General features: G+C 34.3%; 14 protein-coding genes, 1 other RNA gene and 1 pseudogene. 8 read left to right on the top strand and 8 right to left on the bottom strand.

Annotated features, from left to right (window positions below; translation table 11 throughout):
- Positions 1-189 precede the first annotated feature (189 nt).
- From ACZ1JT_RS11865 to ACZ1JT_RS11845, 5 genes and pseudogenes are all read left to right on the top strand, one after another.
- Positions 190-585, top strand: coding sequence for a hypothetical protein (locus ACZ1JT_RS11865; protein ID WP_465094038.1), 396 nt, complete (start codon positions 190-192; stop codon positions 583-585).
- Positions 586-824: 239 nt separating this feature from the next.
- A complete protein-coding gene (locus ACZ1JT_RS11860) occupies positions 825-1,817 on the top strand; it encodes an IS30 family transposase (RefSeq protein ID WP_465093876.1) in 993 nt (330 codons plus the stop codon).
- Between the two features lie 68 nt (positions 1,818-1,885).
- Positions 1,886-2,452: a hypothetical protein gene (locus ACZ1JT_RS11855; RefSeq protein ID WP_465094037.1), complete on the top strand. Its 567-nt coding sequence runs from the start codon at positions 1,886-1,888 to the stop codon at positions 2,450-2,452.
- A 193-nt stretch (positions 2,453-2,645) separates the two neighbouring features.
- Positions 2,646-3,161 (top strand): GNAT family N-acetyltransferase, encoded by a 516-nt coding sequence (locus ACZ1JT_RS11850; protein WP_465094036.1) that lies wholly within the window; start codon positions 2,646-2,648, stop codon positions 3,159-3,161.
- A 138-nt stretch (positions 3,162-3,299) separates the two neighbouring features.
- Positions 3,300-3,530 (top strand): annotated as a pseudogene (locus ACZ1JT_RS11845) (DUF1905 domain-containing protein); the annotation flags it as partial.
- A gap of 39 nt (positions 3,531-3,569) precedes the next feature.
- Here the strand turns inward: ACZ1JT_RS11845 and ACZ1JT_RS11840 are convergent.
- Positions 3,570-5,186, bottom strand: a complete 1,617-nt coding sequence (locus ACZ1JT_RS11840) for an ABC-F family ATP-binding cassette domain-containing protein (protein ID WP_465094035.1) — start codon at positions 5,184-5,186, stop codon at positions 3,570-3,572.
- 157 nt (positions 5,187-5,343) lie between these two features.
- On the opposite strand from ACZ1JT_RS11840, the gene ACZ1JT_RS11835 reads away from it, so the two are divergent.
- On the top strand, positions 5,344-6,753 hold the full coding sequence (locus ACZ1JT_RS11835) for a TlpA family protein disulfide reductase (RefSeq protein ID WP_465094034.1): 1,410 nt from the start codon (positions 5,344-5,346) through the stop codon (positions 6,751-6,753).
- Positions 6,754-6,872: 119 nt separating this feature from the next.
- Here ACZ1JT_RS11835 and fsa read toward each other — a convergent pair whose 3' ends face one another.
- From fsa to ffs, 4 genes are all read right to left on the bottom strand, one after another.
- Complete coding sequence (gene fsa, locus ACZ1JT_RS11830) at positions 6,873-7,529, bottom strand: fructose-6-phosphate aldolase (RefSeq protein WP_465094033.1); 657 nt, start codon at positions 7,527-7,529, stop codon at positions 6,873-6,875.
- A 45-nt stretch (positions 7,530-7,574) separates the two neighbouring features.
- A complete protein-coding gene (locus ACZ1JT_RS11825; protein WP_465094032.1) occupies positions 7,575-8,378 on the bottom strand; it encodes an SDR family oxidoreductase in 804 nt (267 codons plus the stop codon).
- 80 nt (positions 8,379-8,458) lie between these two features.
- Positions 8,459-9,457 carry an enolase C-terminal domain-like protein gene (locus ACZ1JT_RS11820; protein WP_465094031.1) on the bottom strand — a complete coding sequence of 333 codons (999 nt, stop codon included), beginning with the start codon at positions 9,455-9,457 and terminating at the stop codon, positions 8,459-8,461.
- 64 nt (positions 9,458-9,521) lie between these two features.
- An RNA gene (gene ffs, locus ACZ1JT_RS11815) (signal recognition particle sRNA small type) lies at positions 9,522-9,619 on the bottom strand.
- Positions 9,620-9,708: 89 nt separating this feature from the next.
- Between ffs and ACZ1JT_RS11810 the strand changes: the two genes are divergently transcribed.
- Positions 9,709-10,785 carry a glutaminyl-peptide cyclotransferase gene (locus ACZ1JT_RS11810; protein WP_465094030.1) on the top strand — a complete coding sequence of 359 codons (1,077 nt, stop codon included), beginning with the start codon at positions 9,709-9,711 and terminating at the stop codon, positions 10,783-10,785.
- A gap of 102 nt (positions 10,786-10,887) precedes the next feature.
- On the opposite strand, the gene ACZ1JT_RS11805 is transcribed toward ACZ1JT_RS11810, so the two are convergent.
- The 3 genes from ACZ1JT_RS11805 to ACZ1JT_RS11795 form a co-directional block, all read right to left on the bottom strand.
- Entirely contained in the window at positions 10,888-11,496 is a 609-nt protein-coding gene (locus ACZ1JT_RS11805) for a hypothetical protein (RefSeq protein WP_465094029.1), read from the bottom strand.
- Positions 11,497-11,648: 152 nt separating this feature from the next.
- Positions 11,649-13,535 (bottom strand): molecular chaperone DnaK, encoded by a 1,887-nt coding sequence (gene dnaK / locus ACZ1JT_RS11800; RefSeq protein ID WP_465094028.1) that lies wholly within the window; start codon positions 13,533-13,535, stop codon positions 11,649-11,651.
- A gap of 168 nt (positions 13,536-13,703) precedes the next feature.
- Complete coding sequence (locus tag ACZ1JT_RS11795) at positions 13,704-14,966, bottom strand: SMP-30/gluconolactonase/LRE family protein (protein ID WP_465094027.1); 1,263 nt, start codon at positions 14,964-14,966, stop codon at positions 13,704-13,706.
- Positions 14,967-15,102: 136 nt separating this feature from the next.
- Here ACZ1JT_RS11795 and ACZ1JT_RS11790 point away from each other — a divergent pair, with 136 nt between their 5' ends.
- Entirely contained in the window at positions 15,103-16,524 is a 1,422-nt protein-coding gene (locus ACZ1JT_RS11790) for an L-serine ammonia-lyase (protein ID WP_465094026.1), read from the top strand.

Here is a 16,524-nt window from a genome sequence, read left to right as displayed (position 1 = left end):
AGCGGTTTTGTGCAAGCGGGGTTCGGGTGTGTATCGGGAAGAGCTGGTGTTTGCACTTCTCTACTCTATTTCAAGTTTTTCTTTCAAACTTTTCGGTATATTTGTAAACATCAGTTACAAAATTCCCCGCCTTCACAAAGCCGGCGGGACGTTAGCAGTAATGCCGTTACAAACTTCATCTACAACTATATGGCAGAAAATAAAATCGATAACTTTAATGTAAAAGGCAAAGAACTCTTTCTAATCTTAACCGAAAAATATGGCTATACTTTAGAAGAAATTAAAGTTTCCGAAATTAATGGTCAAAAATGGGCAACTCAACATATTTATGTAAACAATTCCAAGAATTTAAAAATAGAAATTAAACAAGAACCGTATTATACAGATTACGGTTTTTCATTTTTTATCTATAAAATTGGAAGCGAGGAATACAACATCCTTTGTAATGTTCCTCATGAAAAACAAGATAAAGACGATGATTTTTTAAAACTCGCATACGAAAAATTATTCTCAACAAAAGAAACTGTAGATCTGATAAGTGGAGAAAATTGGAAAGAATTAAAACGAATTCCTCATCAATTTTAAAAGGCACTACTGCTAACAGCGGTTTTAAGAAATGGCGGAGCCAGTGTTTAATGGGACGATCGGGAATCAAAAGTCTTTGCTTCTATTCAACTTTTTTCTTTCAAAGTTTTCGGTATATTTGTAAGCATCAGTAATAAAAATCCGCCACTTCTTAAAGCCGGCGGGACGTTAGGCGTAATACTACCGCCGGTTCAATAATCTAACGCAACTTTTTAAAGAAATTTATAAGTTCGTTAATTATGAAAAAGTACAGCCGATTAACTCTCAAAGAGCGTATTGAAATTGAAAAACTATTAGCTTTAAACCTCTCCTGCCCTGCCATTGCTTTAAGGCTTGGAAGACATAAGACTTCCATCTACAGAGAAATCAAAAAGTACCAGAAAAAAACTTATCAGTCTTGGGAAGCAAACATGAATTCTTATGACCGATGCATTAATAGAAAATATGGGAAAAGTAAAATAAAACTAAACCCAGAACTTCAAAATTACATTCATGACAAACTGGCTAAGTTTTGGTCACCTGATCAAATTTCTGTAAGTTTAAAACGTTTATTTCCTAACAACAAAAACATGCAGGTAAGCCACGAAACGATCTATCTTTACATCTATCTACATTCTAAAAAAGAACTCAAAAGCACGCTCATTTCCGAGTTAAGACAAAAAAGAAAATACAGAGGAAATACCCGAAGAGGAACAGATAAAAGAACAACCATTAAAGACCCTATAAGAATCGATGAACGCCCGGAGGAAGTAATCGGAAGAGAGATTCCTGGACATTGGGAAGGAGACTTAATTTTAGGTAAAAACAGAGAATCCGCAATAGGAACTTTAGTGGAAAGATCAACCAGAGCGGTCATATTGGTACACCTAAAATCAAGAGACGCTAAATCCGTTAGAAAAGCTTTTGAAAAGGAATTTAAGCAACTCCCTACTCTAATGAAAAAATCGCTTACTTACGACAACGGAACCGAAATGGCACAACATAAATTATTTACCAAAAACACCAAAGTACAGGTATATTTCACTCATCCATACAGCCCATGGGAAAGACCTACCAATGAAAACACAAACGGCCTTTTAAGAGACTATTTCCCAAAAGGAACAGATTTATCAACCGTAACAAAAAAACGCCTCAAACAAGTTCAAAATGAACTCAACGAAAGACCCAGAAAGGTACTCGACTATCAAACTCCAAAAGAAGTTTTTGATTCTATGATTTTAGAAATTATGTAATCTAAAAAAAGATATATTTGTGATACTCTAGCGTTGCGCTAGAAATTTGAAACCGCCTACGAAAAACTATGGAAATAACTAATGAACAAAATAAAGCTGCTGGAGAAATTGTAGAATTAATAGCTAGCAAAATTGGAAACAACCGCCAGATTCATCCTGGCACAGCTATTTCAGCTGGAGCAAGACTTGCTGGAAGTTTTGTTTTCAGATCATTCAATTTCAATTTAGATGATATGAAACCGGGCACAGTTGTTTTGTCTGAACAAGCTAATGAGAAAGGGCCTATTCTAATAAATGTTTTGGGAGCTACTCTTGATAATTTTGGAGTTAATTTGAACGAGGACGCCATAAACAAGTCTTCAAATGTAGACTCTAACATATCATTTATTGATACTTTAAGCAACCTTCAAGACCAAGCACATAAAATCATGGAACGATATGAGTTGAATTATGAACAAATGGCTTACTCATGCGCTATGGCTACAGCATTTATAATAAAAGAATGCCAAACAGACCTTCCAATTGAATCGGGATTCAATACTGCAGTATATGGATTTATTGAAGGGAGTAAAACTTCTCCCCCGTCTTTAGGAAATCTAACAACAAAAAAGAAAAGTATATTCAAGTTTTGGTAATAAGTACTACGCCTAACAGCGGTTTTAAGAAATTGGGGTTTAGGTGTTTATCGGGAGGAGACAGTGCTTGCACTTCTCTACTCTATTTCAAGTTTTTTCTTTCAAACTTTTCGGTATATTTGTATATGCTACTTTTAAATTTTGTTTTTTTAATACATAAAAAAATAACTTTCAAATAAAGAGTCTTCTTCAAATGAAAAATGAATCAAGAATTTTTCCAACACTAACAACCGAAAGGTTAATCCTTAGACCGCTTTCAAAAAGTGATTCTGAAGAAATATTTCAATTGCGTTCTAATCCGGAAATAAATAAATATCTTGATCGAAAACCCAGCAGAACATTGGATGATGCCTTAGGCTTTATTAAATGCATAATTGATGACAACGAACTTTTTTATTGGGCAATTACAAAAAAAGAGAATGAGAAATTAATTGGTACCATTTGTTTATTTGAATTGCTATATGAGGCAAAAAAATGCGAAATTGGCTATGAGTTATTAACCGAATATCAAGGGCAAGGATTCATGCTTGAAGCTGCAAAAAAAATTATTGAATTTGCCAATAAATCATTAGGATTAAAAACAATGGATGCTGTGACTCATAAAGACAATGAAAGTTCTACACAACTTCTCTTAAAATTAGGTTTTAAAGAATTAGATTATAGTTTTGATGAGAATTCAAATCTGATTTTATTCCAATTGACAATATAAATGCTTTTGAATTAGCCAACATATATTATTTAAAGATAGTTTTTCATTCTTCAAAGATTTATAGACAAAATGACTGGCGAACTAAAATATACTTTCTCAGAAACGGTATAGCAATATGCATCTCTTGGAGGCTGGTTTTTTGTTTCTATTCCAGAGAATTATGCTACCGAAATTAGAGCTAATATGAAGAAGGAAGAAGAAGGCTGGGGACGATTAAAAGTAACTGCTGAAATTGGTTCAAGCAAATGGAAAACAGCAATATGGTTTGATACTAAAATGAATACCTATCTTCTCCCAATAAAAGCAGAAATCAGAAAAAAAGAAACCATTTTTGAGGGCAAAATTATTGCAGTAAGCATTATACTTTAAAAATAAAAATCCCGCCATTAAAGCGGGATTTTTTTATGATTAAGAATACATTTTCGTTCTTAGTTCTTTAATTTTTGGGTCATCCAAATAATCATCGAAAGTCATATATCTATCAATAACACCATTCGGAGTGATTTCCACTACTCTATTGGCTACTGTTTGTGCAAATTCGTGGTCATGTGTAGTAAACAATACCGAACCTTTAAAGTTTTTTAATGAATTATTAAAAGCTGTAATCGATTCCAAATCCAAGTGATTGGTTGGTTCATCTAACATCAAAACATTAGCTCTCAACATCATCATTCTAGACAACATACAACGTACTTTCTCCCCTCCAGATAAAACTCGTCCGGTTTTTAAAGCTTCTTCTCCAGAAAAAATCATTTTCCCTAAGAAACCACGAACATAAACTTCATCTCTTTCCGGTTCGGTTTTCGCCCATTGACGAAGCCAATCTACTAGAGTTAAATCATTTTCGAAGAAACTATGGTTATCAGCCGGTAAATACGATTGTGTAGTAGTAATCCCCCAATCGAATGTTCCGCTATCAGCTTTTAAATTTCCGTTCAAGATTTCATAAAAAGCAGAAGTTGCACGTGAATCTCTAGAAAACACAACAACTTTATCTCCTTTAGCCATGTTTAAATCTACATCTTTAAACAAAACTTCACCTTCAATAGAAGCGCTTAAACCTTGTACATTCAAAATCTGATCTCCAGCTTCACGCTCTTGATCAAAAATAATAGCTGGATAACGACGGCTTGATGGTTTGATTTCATCTAAATTCAATTTATCAATCATCTTTTTACGAGAAGTAGCCTGTTTTGATTTCGCCACGTTTGCAGAAAAACGACGAATAAATTCTTCCAACTCCGCTTTTTTCTCTTCAGCTTTCTTATTTTGCTGTGCCCTCTGTTTTGCCGCTAATTGCGATGACTCATACCAGAAAGTATAGTTACCGGAGTAATGGTTAATTTTTCCGAAGTCAATATCCGATACATGTGTACAAACCGCATCTAAAAAGTGACGGTCGTGAGAAACCACCAAAACAGTATTGTCGTAATTTGCTAAGAAATTTTCTAACCAACCAATTGTTTCAAAATCCAAGTCGTTGGTAGGCTCATCCATAATAAGCACGTCAGGATTTCCAAACAAAGCTTGTGCTAATAACACACGTACTTTCATCTTCCCTTCCATGTCGCTCATCATGGTGTAATGATGTTCAGATCCGATACCTAAGTTGGAAAGCATTGCTCCAGCATCAGACTCAGCATTCCATCCGTTCATCTCATCAAACTGCATCTGTAGTTCCCCGATACGGTCTGCATTTTTATCATCGTAATCGGCATACAACTCATCCATTTCCTTTTTAATGGCAAATAAAGTTTTATTCCCCATCATCACTGTTTCCAAAACCGTATGCTCATCGAACATATTGTGATTCTGGTTTAAAACAGACATACGTTTTCCAGGCTCTAAAATCACTTGTCCAGAAGTTGGATCGATATCGCCCGATAATATTTTTAAGAATGTGGATTTTCCAGCACCATTTGCACCGATGATACCATAACAGTTACCTTGAGTAAATGTTACATTAACTTCATCGAATAAAATTCGCTTACCAAATTGTACTGATAAATTTGAAACTGTTAGCATTGATTTCTTATTTTTTATAAAAGTGTTGCAAAAGTAGAAAAAATAGCGGAGTTTTGAACCAATTATTTAGAATGAGTTTGTGTTTATTTTAACTGTACATTAACAGGAACTTATATATTACACAACTACATTTGTTTTGGTAATTAACTGATTTTAAATGTTTGCCTTTTTAAAAAACCTACTATTCCCAGTAACCGCGGTTACAATCTGTTCCTTTTTTTCTTGTCAAAGAGAATTTAAAGACGATAATTATACGGCCTATTTTGGGGGTGAAATTATCAATCCGAACAACCGCTATGTACTGTTATTAAAGGATAACGAGTTGGTTGACTCCATTCTTCTAGACGATAAAAACAGGTTTTTTAAGAAATTCGACTCACTGGCTCCCGGTATGTATACCTTCAAACATGAGCCTGAATACCAATACATTTATTTCGATAAAAACGATAGCTTAATGATTCGCTTAAATACTAAAGAATTTGATAATTCATTGGTGTTTTGTGGAAGAGGCGATTTAAAAAACAACTTTTTAATCGATATGTACTTTAAAAACGAGGATGATCGTAACGCAATGTTTACCTTGTTTGATAAAGATTATAAAACATTTTCAAAAAGTATCGATTCTTCTTATAAAGTAAAAAAATCATTTTACCTACGTAGAAAAGCTGCTATTGGCTGGGATGATAAATTTGATTTGTATGCAAAAGCTACTCTGGATTTCAATCATTTTGCCAAAAAAGAAATTTATCCGATTGCTCATAAACGAAGAACTGGTTTAAAAGCCTGTAAAGATTTACCAAGAGACTATTATGCTTTTAGAAAGGAAATCGATTTTAATAACGAAGAGCTAACCACATTTGTACCTTTTGTGCGCTATTTAACTTCAATGTTAAACAATATTGTTTATAAGGATTGCAATAGTGAAAATGATTATGAAAATGAAGCTTTAGAATACAACATCGAAAAGCTAAATATTACTGATACACTTATTGATAATCCAAAAATTAAAAACGCGGTTTTAAACAACATCGCTTTCATGTATTTGTTGGAAGATCAAAACATGTCGAATAACAAAAAGTTTTTTGATCGTTATTTTCAATTATCTACCGATAAAAGCAAACACAACGAAATACGTAAAATTAGTAATTCGGTACAGCATCTTACCCCTGGCAAAAAATTACCTATAGAAGTCTTAACAAATACTTTTGGAGAAAAAATAAATCTTGATCATATGGTAAACGGAGAAACCGTGGTGTTTTTCTGGACCATTAGTGCTCGTTCTCATTTAGAAGCTGCACACAAAAAGATTATTGCCTTAAAAGAGAAATACCCTCAACTCAATTTTATTGCGATTAACATTGATCAATCAAGAGATGTTTGGGAAAGTACTCTTAACGAATACGATTTTAAAAACACGGTAGAATTACATGCCGATGACAACGAAAAATTGAAAGATGATTGGGTTATTACTAAAATTAACAGAACCATTTTACTAAACCCTGATGGTACAATTAAAAACGCTTTCATCAATCTTTTCGAACCAAATTTCGAAATGTATTTGAAATAGTTTTACTCACAGCTTACAGTCGCAGGTCGCAGAACTGAAAAACATAAAAAAGGATTCAATTATTGAATCCTTTTTTGTTTATTCGCAAAATGAGTCACTGAAAACTATGACTCAACTGCTTACTTATTTCCTTTTTCGTAATCCGCAATAAATTGAGCGATTCCAATATCAGTTAAAGGATGTTTTAATAATCCTAAGATAGATGATAAAGGACCTGTCATAACATCTGCTCCAATTTTAGCACAATTTACAACATGCATTGTATGACGAACTGATGCAGCAAGAATTTCAGTTTCGAAAGCGTAATTATCATAAATCTGACGAATTTCATCAATCAAATTTAATCCATCTGTAGAAACATCATCCAAACGTCCTAAAAATGGCGATACATAAGTAGCTCCTGCTTTAGCAGCTAACAATGCTTGTCCTGCAGAAAACACAAGAGTAACATTCGTTTTAATACCGCGATCCGAAAAATATTTACAAGCTTTAATACCTTCCTTAGTCATTGGAAGTTTAACTACAATTTGCTCGTGCAACTCAGCCAACTCCTCGCCTTCTCTAATCATGCCTTCTAAATCCATTGCGTTTACTTCGGCACTTACATCACCATCAACAATATTACAAATGTCTACATAATGCTTTAAGATATTGTTTTTTCCGGTAATACCTTCTTTAGCCATTAACGACGGATTTGTAGTAACTCCATCTAAAATCCCTAATTCTTGAGCTTCTTTAATTTGCTCTAAGTTTGCTGTGTCAATAAAAAATTTCATATATAAAAAGTTGTGTTTTCTATGGTTAATAAATCGGTTGCAAAATTACAATTTATAATGGTTCATTAATAATTTCTCATACATTTTGTCTGGAAGTATTCGTTTTAATACAATCGAAAACTTCTGCATGAATGCACCAACTTTATAATGCACCTTCGGATTTGGATTCTGAATAATCGCATAAATAGCCAAAGCCATCTCATTTGGGTTACTACCACCATCCACATGAGCATCCATTTCTTTTAAAATAGAAGCATACTGCGTTTCGTAAGCAGAACCTTTAATAACCGGTGCATGATAACGTCCGGCTGCAATATTGGTAGCAAAATCACCTGGAGCAACATTGGTAATATGAACACCGAAAGCTTTTGTTTCCATTCGTAAAGCCTCTGTAATCAACTCCAAAGCGCCTTTTGAAGCAGAATATATACTTCTATATGGCAATCCCATATATCCTGCGATAGATGTTATATTGATAATCAATCCCGATTTTTGATTTCGCATTTGTGGCAAAACCGCTTTCATTACTTCAATCGGACCAAAAAAATTGGTTTCAAAATTGTTTTTTATTTCTTCTGATGGAATTTCTTCTAACGGACCTGTAATTCCAACACCGGCATTATTAATTACAATATCCAATCGTCCTGATTTTTCTATTACTTCCGAAATTGCATTTTTAATACTTTCGGTGTTTCGTACATCTAATGCTACTAAAGGGAAAACAGAATTTTGAACATTCATTGGATTTCTACTTGTTCCGTAAACGGTAAATCCTTTTTGATGCAAAAATTCACCAATCGATTTTCCTATTCCGGAAGAACCTCCGGTAATTAAAACAACTTTAGACATTATTTGGATTTCTTAGAATTGTTAGACTTCTTAGCTTTTTTAAAATCATTTGCGAAAGTACGCATTTAAAAGTTTTTGGGCTATAAAATCTGAATTCCCAATCCTGATTTTTCAGAAAGAAGTACTTTTCCGTATTCAATTTTAGAACCATTGGCAATATCGTTGGCAATAAGATTAGCACCATCCAAATCCACAAAATCCACTAACGGAACCAAAGCGGCACCAGCGGAAATTCCAACAGTAGATTCAGTCATACAACCAATCATAATTTTGAAATTCAATGCTCTGGCATTTTTTATTAAGGCTAAAGCCGGTGTTAATCCACCGCATTTAACCAACTTAATATTAATACTTTTATAATGAAGTTTCAATACTGTTAAGTCAATATTTTCCTGACAGTCTTCATCGGCCATCCAATTCGGATAGGCATTCGCATCAAGCTTCGAATAATTATCAAAAGAAGGTTTCATAGGTTGTTCTACATAGGTAAATTGCTCAGAAGCATTGTACTTTTCAATCCATTTACACTGTTCTACCGTATAACTTCCATTGGCATCTAAAGCAATTGTTTTACCGCAATGCAAAAGCTGTTTGATTTTGTTTTCGTCAAAATGATTGCATTTTACTTTAAACTTCGACCAACTTGATTTATTAATTTTTTGGAGTTGTTCTTCAATTGGTGCGGCACTAATAGTTATGGATGATTCGGGTAAAGAATTAACTTCAATAGAATTCAGCGTCATAAAACTTCTGTTTTCTAATTTCCCGAATAAATCCCAATACGCACAATCTAACGCTGAACGCAAAAAACTTGAAAGTTCTAAGCTTTCTAAAAATTTATAAAATAGAAATGGGTGCTCTATTTTCTGCCTTTCGATGGCTTCTTTTATAGTATTAAGCTTATGATCAAAATCGTTTAAGTTGATATTATAATAATCGATACCTGTACATTCGCCATAACCAGAATGACCATGAGCGCTTAACTTTACAATAAGAGCTTCCCTAAAAGAATAACTTCCATAAGAAATAGAAAATGTTTCTTTAAGATGAAAACGAACGATTTGCCAGGATAAAACCATTAGATGAATTTGAATGGCTCTAAAATAAAAAAATCTCCGCAAGGGAGATACACTTTTTTAAAAAAATGGCAAGCGACCTACATCGCACCGCTACAACCACATACCTTTGCTGCGTTCCCACCCTGGAGGAGTCTGCAGGAGCTGGTCGTGTAGGACTTGCCGGTGCAAATGTACAACTTTTTTATTTTTTTCCAAGGCAATTGTTCGATATAAAATAACGTTGTATATTGCTAGTATTAATCAATTAAACAATGAAAAAGCATAACCTATTAACTTTCATTTTGTTAGGCCTTGTAATTATTTCGTGCGATGGTACTAAAAAAGATTCAGAAAATTTATTTTCAATAGATTCTTCACAATTAAAACAACAATACCAGCCTCAAGAAACACTTTCTTTAGGCATTATCAATCAAGATAACAAAACCATCGACTCCGTAGCGTATGCAATCAACGACATAAAAATTGGTTCTGTAAAAGGAAATACAAAATTCGATTTCAACTTAGCCAATCAAAAATTAGGATATCAGAATATTAAAGCGACTATTTATTCAGACGGAAATACTACTGAAGCAACTTCACGTGTAGAATTGGTTTCAGACATTCAACCGAAGTTATTGAAATACACCATCGTAAACACTTATCCTCACGATCTAAAAGCGTATACACAAGGTTTAGAATTTAATAATGATATACTAATTGAAAGTACTGGAAATGGTGCTGGAAATGGCACAGGCGAAAGAGGAAAGTCTTCTTTAAGAAAAACCGATTATAAAACCGGAAAAGTTTTGAAAATCGTTGAATTGCCTGATTCTGTTTTCGGAGAAGGTTGTACGGTTTTAAATAACAAAGTGTATCAAATTACCTGGCAAAATAACGAAGGATATGTTTATAATTTAGACACTTTTGAAAAAGAAAAAACATTCAAATATTTCAAAGATATGGAAGGTTGGGGATTGACCAATGATGGTAAAAACCTTTTAATGTCTGATGGTTCAGAAAAAATCTATTTTATAAATCCAACCGATTTCAAAGAAGTGGATTATATTAACGTATATACAGCAGGAACAAAAATAAAAGCAGTTAATGAGATGGAATGGATTGACGGAAAAATCTATGCCAATATCTACACAATGGATGCTATAGCTGTCATTAATCCTAAAAACGGAGCTGTTGAAGCTGTTTTAAATTTAACCGATTTAAAATCGAAAGTAACGCAACACCCAGATGTTGATGTATTAAATGGTATTGCGTATAACCCAAAAACCAAAACGATTTTTGTAACCGGTAAAAACTGGGATAAAATGTTTGAGATTAAAGTTTCTGAATAGTTTTGAATATCAATTTTACGAAACGCTTTCTAAGCAATACAATTCACAAAATTTGAAAGAGATTCCGATAAATAAAAAAAGCCGAGCAATGCTCGGCTTTTTTTATTTCTTTTTCTTAGCTCCACCTCCAGATGCTACATATTTTTTATCGGTAGGATTGTATGAATACTTAGTTTCACCTTTCTTATCTTTCAAAATAAAATCTCCGTTAGGCAACAATGTAAATTCAAAACCTTCACGACGCATTTTTTCTTGAGTCTCCGATGCATTTTTCAATCGGTCCAAAAATACTTTTTCAACAATATGAGATGTTCTCTGGTCGTTACCAATCATTTGTGTTTTAGTTGGAACTTCCCAAATTTCAGAAACTACACTAGTATAATCGTCAGTTTTTAAATCGGTTTTAATTGTTCCTTTTTCTGTCCAAGTAATATAATACAACGGTGTTTCTTTAGCTTTAAAGCTTGTTATTTTTACATCAGACAAAGTTCCTTTTCCATCTACCGGTTTTGAAAACAAAAGTTCTTTCTTTCCATCGGTAGTGACATATACATGTACTTCATTTTTAACTTTTTCGGCTGTAAGATTGTCGGTTTTTGCTAAAACGCCAGCTTCGGTTTTTGCTTTCGATTTAGAGCTTCCTTTCTTCTTTTGGCTGTACCCTACTGTTGTAACTAATGCTAATGCAAGCATTAAAAGTGTTTTTTTCATATATTGTTTTATAAGTTTCTTGGTTTTGAAAAATACGAAAATATTCATCACAAAACCAAAACTTTAATTTTTTAACATACAAGTTTTCAACAGTTAAAATAAAAAAAGCTGCTCCAAATGGAACAGCTCTTTCGTTTATACTATAAAGAAGATTATTTTACCTCTTCAAAATCTACATCCTGCGTTTGATCTCCGTTAGCATCATTTTGTGGTTGAGCATCATGAGTCTGACCTTCTGCTTGTGCTTTGTACAATTCTTCAGAAGCATTTTTCCATGCCTCATTGATTTTGTCTAAAGCAGGCTGAACTGTTTCCACATCTTTAGTTTCGTATGCTTTCTTCAATTCATCCAAAGCCGCTTGAATGTTGGTTTTGTTTCCTTCCGATAATTTATCACCGAATTCTGTTAATTGTTTTTCTGTTTGGAAAATCATACTATCAGCCTCGTTTAATTTATCGACTTTTTCTTTAGCAGCTTTATCTGCTTCTGCATTCATTTCTGCTTCTTTACGCATTCTTTCAATTTCTTCTGGAGTTAACCCTGAAGAAGCTTCGATACGAATATCGTGTGATTTACCAGTTCCTTTATCAACTGCAGTTACGTGGATGATACCATTCGCATCGATGTCGAAAATAACTTCAATTTGAGGTACACCTCTTGGTGCTGGTGGAATTCCGTCTAAGTGGAAACGACCGATTGTTTTGTTGTCATTTGCCATTGGACGCTCACCTTGCAACACGTGAATTTCTACGGATGGCTGATTGTCTGCCGCTGTAGAAAATACTTGTGATTTTTTAGTTGGAATCGTAGTATTTGCATCGATCAATTTTGTCATTACACTTCCCATGGTTTCGATACCTAATGAAAGTGGCGTAACATCTAATAACAATACATCTTTAACATCTCCGGTTAATACACCACCTTGAATAGCTGCACCAATGGCCACAACCTCATCTGGATTTACTCCTTTTGATGGTTTTTTTCCGAAGAATTTTTCTACTTGCTCCTGGATTACAGGAATACGTGTAGAACCTCCAACCAAGATTACTTCGTCGATATCTGAAGTTGATAAACCTGCATCTTTCAGCGCTTTAGCAACCGGATCCATAGAGCGTTTTACTAAAGTATCAGCTAATTGCTCAAATTTTGCACGAGTTAAAGTAACTACTAAGTGTTTTGGCCCTGAAGCTGTAGCTGTAACGTAAGGCAAGTTGATTTCTGTTTGTGCAGAAGATGACAATTCGATTTTTGCTTTCTCAGCAGCTTCTTTTAAACGTTGTAAAGCCATTGGGTCTTTACGTAAATCTACACCTTCAGCAGCATTGAAATCGTTAGCCAACCAATCGATGATTACTTGATCGAAATCGTCACCTCCTAAATGCGTATCTCCGTTTGTAGATAATACTTCAAAAACTCCGTCACCTAATTCAAGGATAGAAATATCGAAAGTACCACCACCTAAGTCATAAACCGCAATCTTTTTGTCATGACCTGCTTTATCCAAACCGTATGCTAACGCAGCAGCAGTAGGTTCATTGATAATTCTTCTAACTTTTAAACCAGCAATTTCACCAGCCTCTTTAGTAGCCTGACGTTGCGCATCGTTAAAATATGCTGGAACCGTAATAACAGCTTCAGTTACTGTTGTTCCTAAATAATCTTCAGCCGTTTTCTTCATTTTTTGAAGTGTCATTGCTGATAATTCCTGTGGCGTGTAAAGTCTTCCGTCGATATCAACACGTGGTGTGTCGTTGTCTCCTTTTACAACTTTGTATGCTACAGTTGATGCTTCTTTAGCACTTTCTGAGTATTTGTTACCCATAAAACGTTTAATAGAAGCAATAGTCTTTGTAGGGTTAGTTACCGCCTGACGTTTGGCAGGGTCTCCTACTTTAATTTCTCCACCTTCTACAAATGCAATTACAGATGGTGTCGTTCTTTTTCCTTCGGCATTAGCGATTACAACTGGTTCTCCACCTTCCATTACGGCTACGCAAGAATTCGTTGTTCCTAAGTCGATTCCAATAATTTTACTCATAATATAAATCTCCTTTATTGTTCGTTTTGATTGCTCCTCTAGGAGTGAGCAGTGTTTTTCAACACGCTTTCTTTAAAGACAAGGATTGTGCCAAGCGAAAAAAAGATATAAAATGTCAGATTCCATCTAAATTGCAATTAAAAATACTGACAGGTTGGCATTTTAAAACTAATTCTCAATGACATATTGATATAAAATCGGATTCTCAAAATTAGTAGTATCAAGTTGGAAATTAATATCGTAGGCTTTCCATGGTGAGTTTCCGAAGAAATAAAGCTTATTGTTTACAATAGTTGCCAAAGCAGGCTCATCAAATTCAGGTCGGTTATGATCAATTACTTTATATTTTAATATTGCATTTTGGTTGCTATTTAAAGTATATTGAATGACACGAATTGGTTTAACACCATTATGAATGGCAAAAAGGGAATTTTTATAAAATACTAAACCATCAATTCCTTTTGGAGTGGTTGCTTTTGGAAATTCTAACCAATACCTATTCGCAGCATCCTTAACATCAATAACTAAAATTCCTTTTAAATAATCTGAAATGAATAGTTTAGATTGATCTTCATTAAATGTCAGACCTTGTAAATTGAAAGCTTCTAATTTCAAATCTAACCAAACCGATAATTTATCATTCGAAATTCTATAAATTAAGGCATCACCACTATCGGACACATATACATTACCTTGTTTATCTATAACTAAATCTCCAAAAACATGATTTCCTTCTACTGCAAAACGTTTCACAATCTTTTTAGATTTGATGTCAATTTTCAATACCTCAGCCTTTCCTGCCATTTCTTTTTTATAACCTATCATTTCTGGCATTGCAGCTGTGGCAACCCATAGATAGTTGTCTTTAGCATCTGTTTTCATTGCAAATGTTGAAAATTGACTGTCTGTAAACCAATCCGAGCATTTTCCGGTTTCATAATTAAACGCTACTATTTTCTTTTGTCGGATGCTTGAGGCCAGCCAAAGCTTTTGTTTCTTTAGATACAATACACTTTCCGGATGTAAATCTTTTTCGGTTAAAGCAACTACTTTCTGGGAATTTATAACAGGAGCAGCAAGATTCGATTTTAACGCTATAAGATTTTTGAATTCTGCTGATGATTTAATCGATTCAAAATCGGCATCATTTTCAAAATCGACAGTATTATTCATAAGCAGTAACTTCTCTAAAACTGAAGTTGCATTTTCTTTGTCATTATTTAGAGCGTAAGCAACAGAAAGGTTATAGGTGAATGTAGGATGCATTGGCCGAATACTATCCAACTTCAGGGTAATTTTTAAAAATGAAGAGTAATTTTTAGCTTTATAAGCTTCGGTACTTTGATTGTACAATTCACGTTGTGACTGCGAGAAACAAGCTATAGAAAATAGAATCGCTATCAGTATAGCCAATAAATTATTTTTCATCATTTTTGATTGATATATCAAATATACATTTTTAAAACAAAATTGGAAGTTAAGGTGATTATAAAAAATATAAAGGTATATGAACTCTCAATTTATCCGATTATCTTTGTGTTAAACAAACCAAATCAATACCGTAGTTATGGAATGTATTTCCGTTTTTGATATGCTTAAAATTGGTGTTGGACCATCGAGTTCACACACACTAGGTCCGTGGAGAGCTGCAGAACAATTTCTCGCTGAAATCCGTGAACGAAACTTAATTGATTCCATTAATAGAATTAAGGTCGACTTATACGGTTCTCTTTCATTAACCGGAAAAGGTCATGCTACTGATTTAGCTGTTATGTTAGGTTTAAGCGGCGCCGATCCGGAATATATTCCTGTGGAAAGCATTGATGTGATTATTTCGGCTATCAAAAACAAAAAGGAAATCTTTTTAGGAAACGAAATTATCATTCCTTTTGATGTAGAAACCGATATTGTTTTCAACAAAAACTTCCTTCCTTTTCATGCAAACGGATTGACCTTCAGTGTTTTCACTGATTCGGAAGAATATAGTTCAACCTTCTATTCTATTGGTGGCGGATTTGTGGTAATAGAAGACTGCGAACATGCCAAAGAGAATAAAGAAATAAAATGTGCCTTTCCCTTCCCTATTGACAAAGCCGAAGAACTATTAGCCTATTGTTTGAAGGAAAACAAAAAGATTTCGGAAATTGTTTATGAGAATGAAAAATCCATGCGTTCCGAAGAAGTAATTCATTCGGAGTTATTACGCATTTGGGATACGATGTTGGAGTGCATGTATATTGGTTGCCATACCGAAGGCACACTACCCGGAGGATTAAACGTTCGCCGTCGCGCCTACGATATGCATAAAAACTTGATAGGTGTTTTACCTTATGATAATCCGCATTCTTGGTTGCAAATTATACGTCAGACCGAAGTGAAATTTCGTCAGATACTAAAATGGGTAAGTTGTTTCGCTTTAGCAGTAAACGAAGTTAACGCATCTTTAGGTCGTGTTGTTACAGCTCCAACCAACGGAAGTGCTGGTGTGATTCCAGCAGTTTTGATGTACTATATGGTTATCGAAAATCACGAAGCCGATGAAAATCAAATTAAACAGTTTTTAATGGTGGCCGGAGAAATTGGCAGTATATTCAAAAAAGGCGCTACTATTTCTGCAGCTATGGGAGGATGTCAGGCAGAGATTGGCGTGTCTTCCGCTATGGCAGCAGCAGCATTATGCGAAGTAATGGGCGGAACACCAGAACAAGTTTTAATGGCAGCCGAAATTGCTATGGAACATCATTTAGGCTTAACCTGCGATCCAATTGGTGGTTTGGTACAAATTCCGTGTATTGAACGCAATACTATGGGCGCTATCAAAGCCATTAATGCAGCAGAACTAGCCTTAGAAACCGATCCTAAAAATGCAAAAGTTCCTTTAGATAAAGTAGTTAACACCATGTGGCAAACCGCCAAAGACATGAATAACAAATACAAAGAAACCTCAGAAGGTGGTTTGGCAATTACCGTTAACTTAGCCGATTGTTAA

The sequence above is a fragment of the Flavobacterium sp. IC2-16 genome (genome assembly GCF_055521455.1).
The sequence above is the reverse complement of the archived record's forward strand: the minus strand, read 5'-3'. Positions and strand labels throughout refer to the sequence as shown.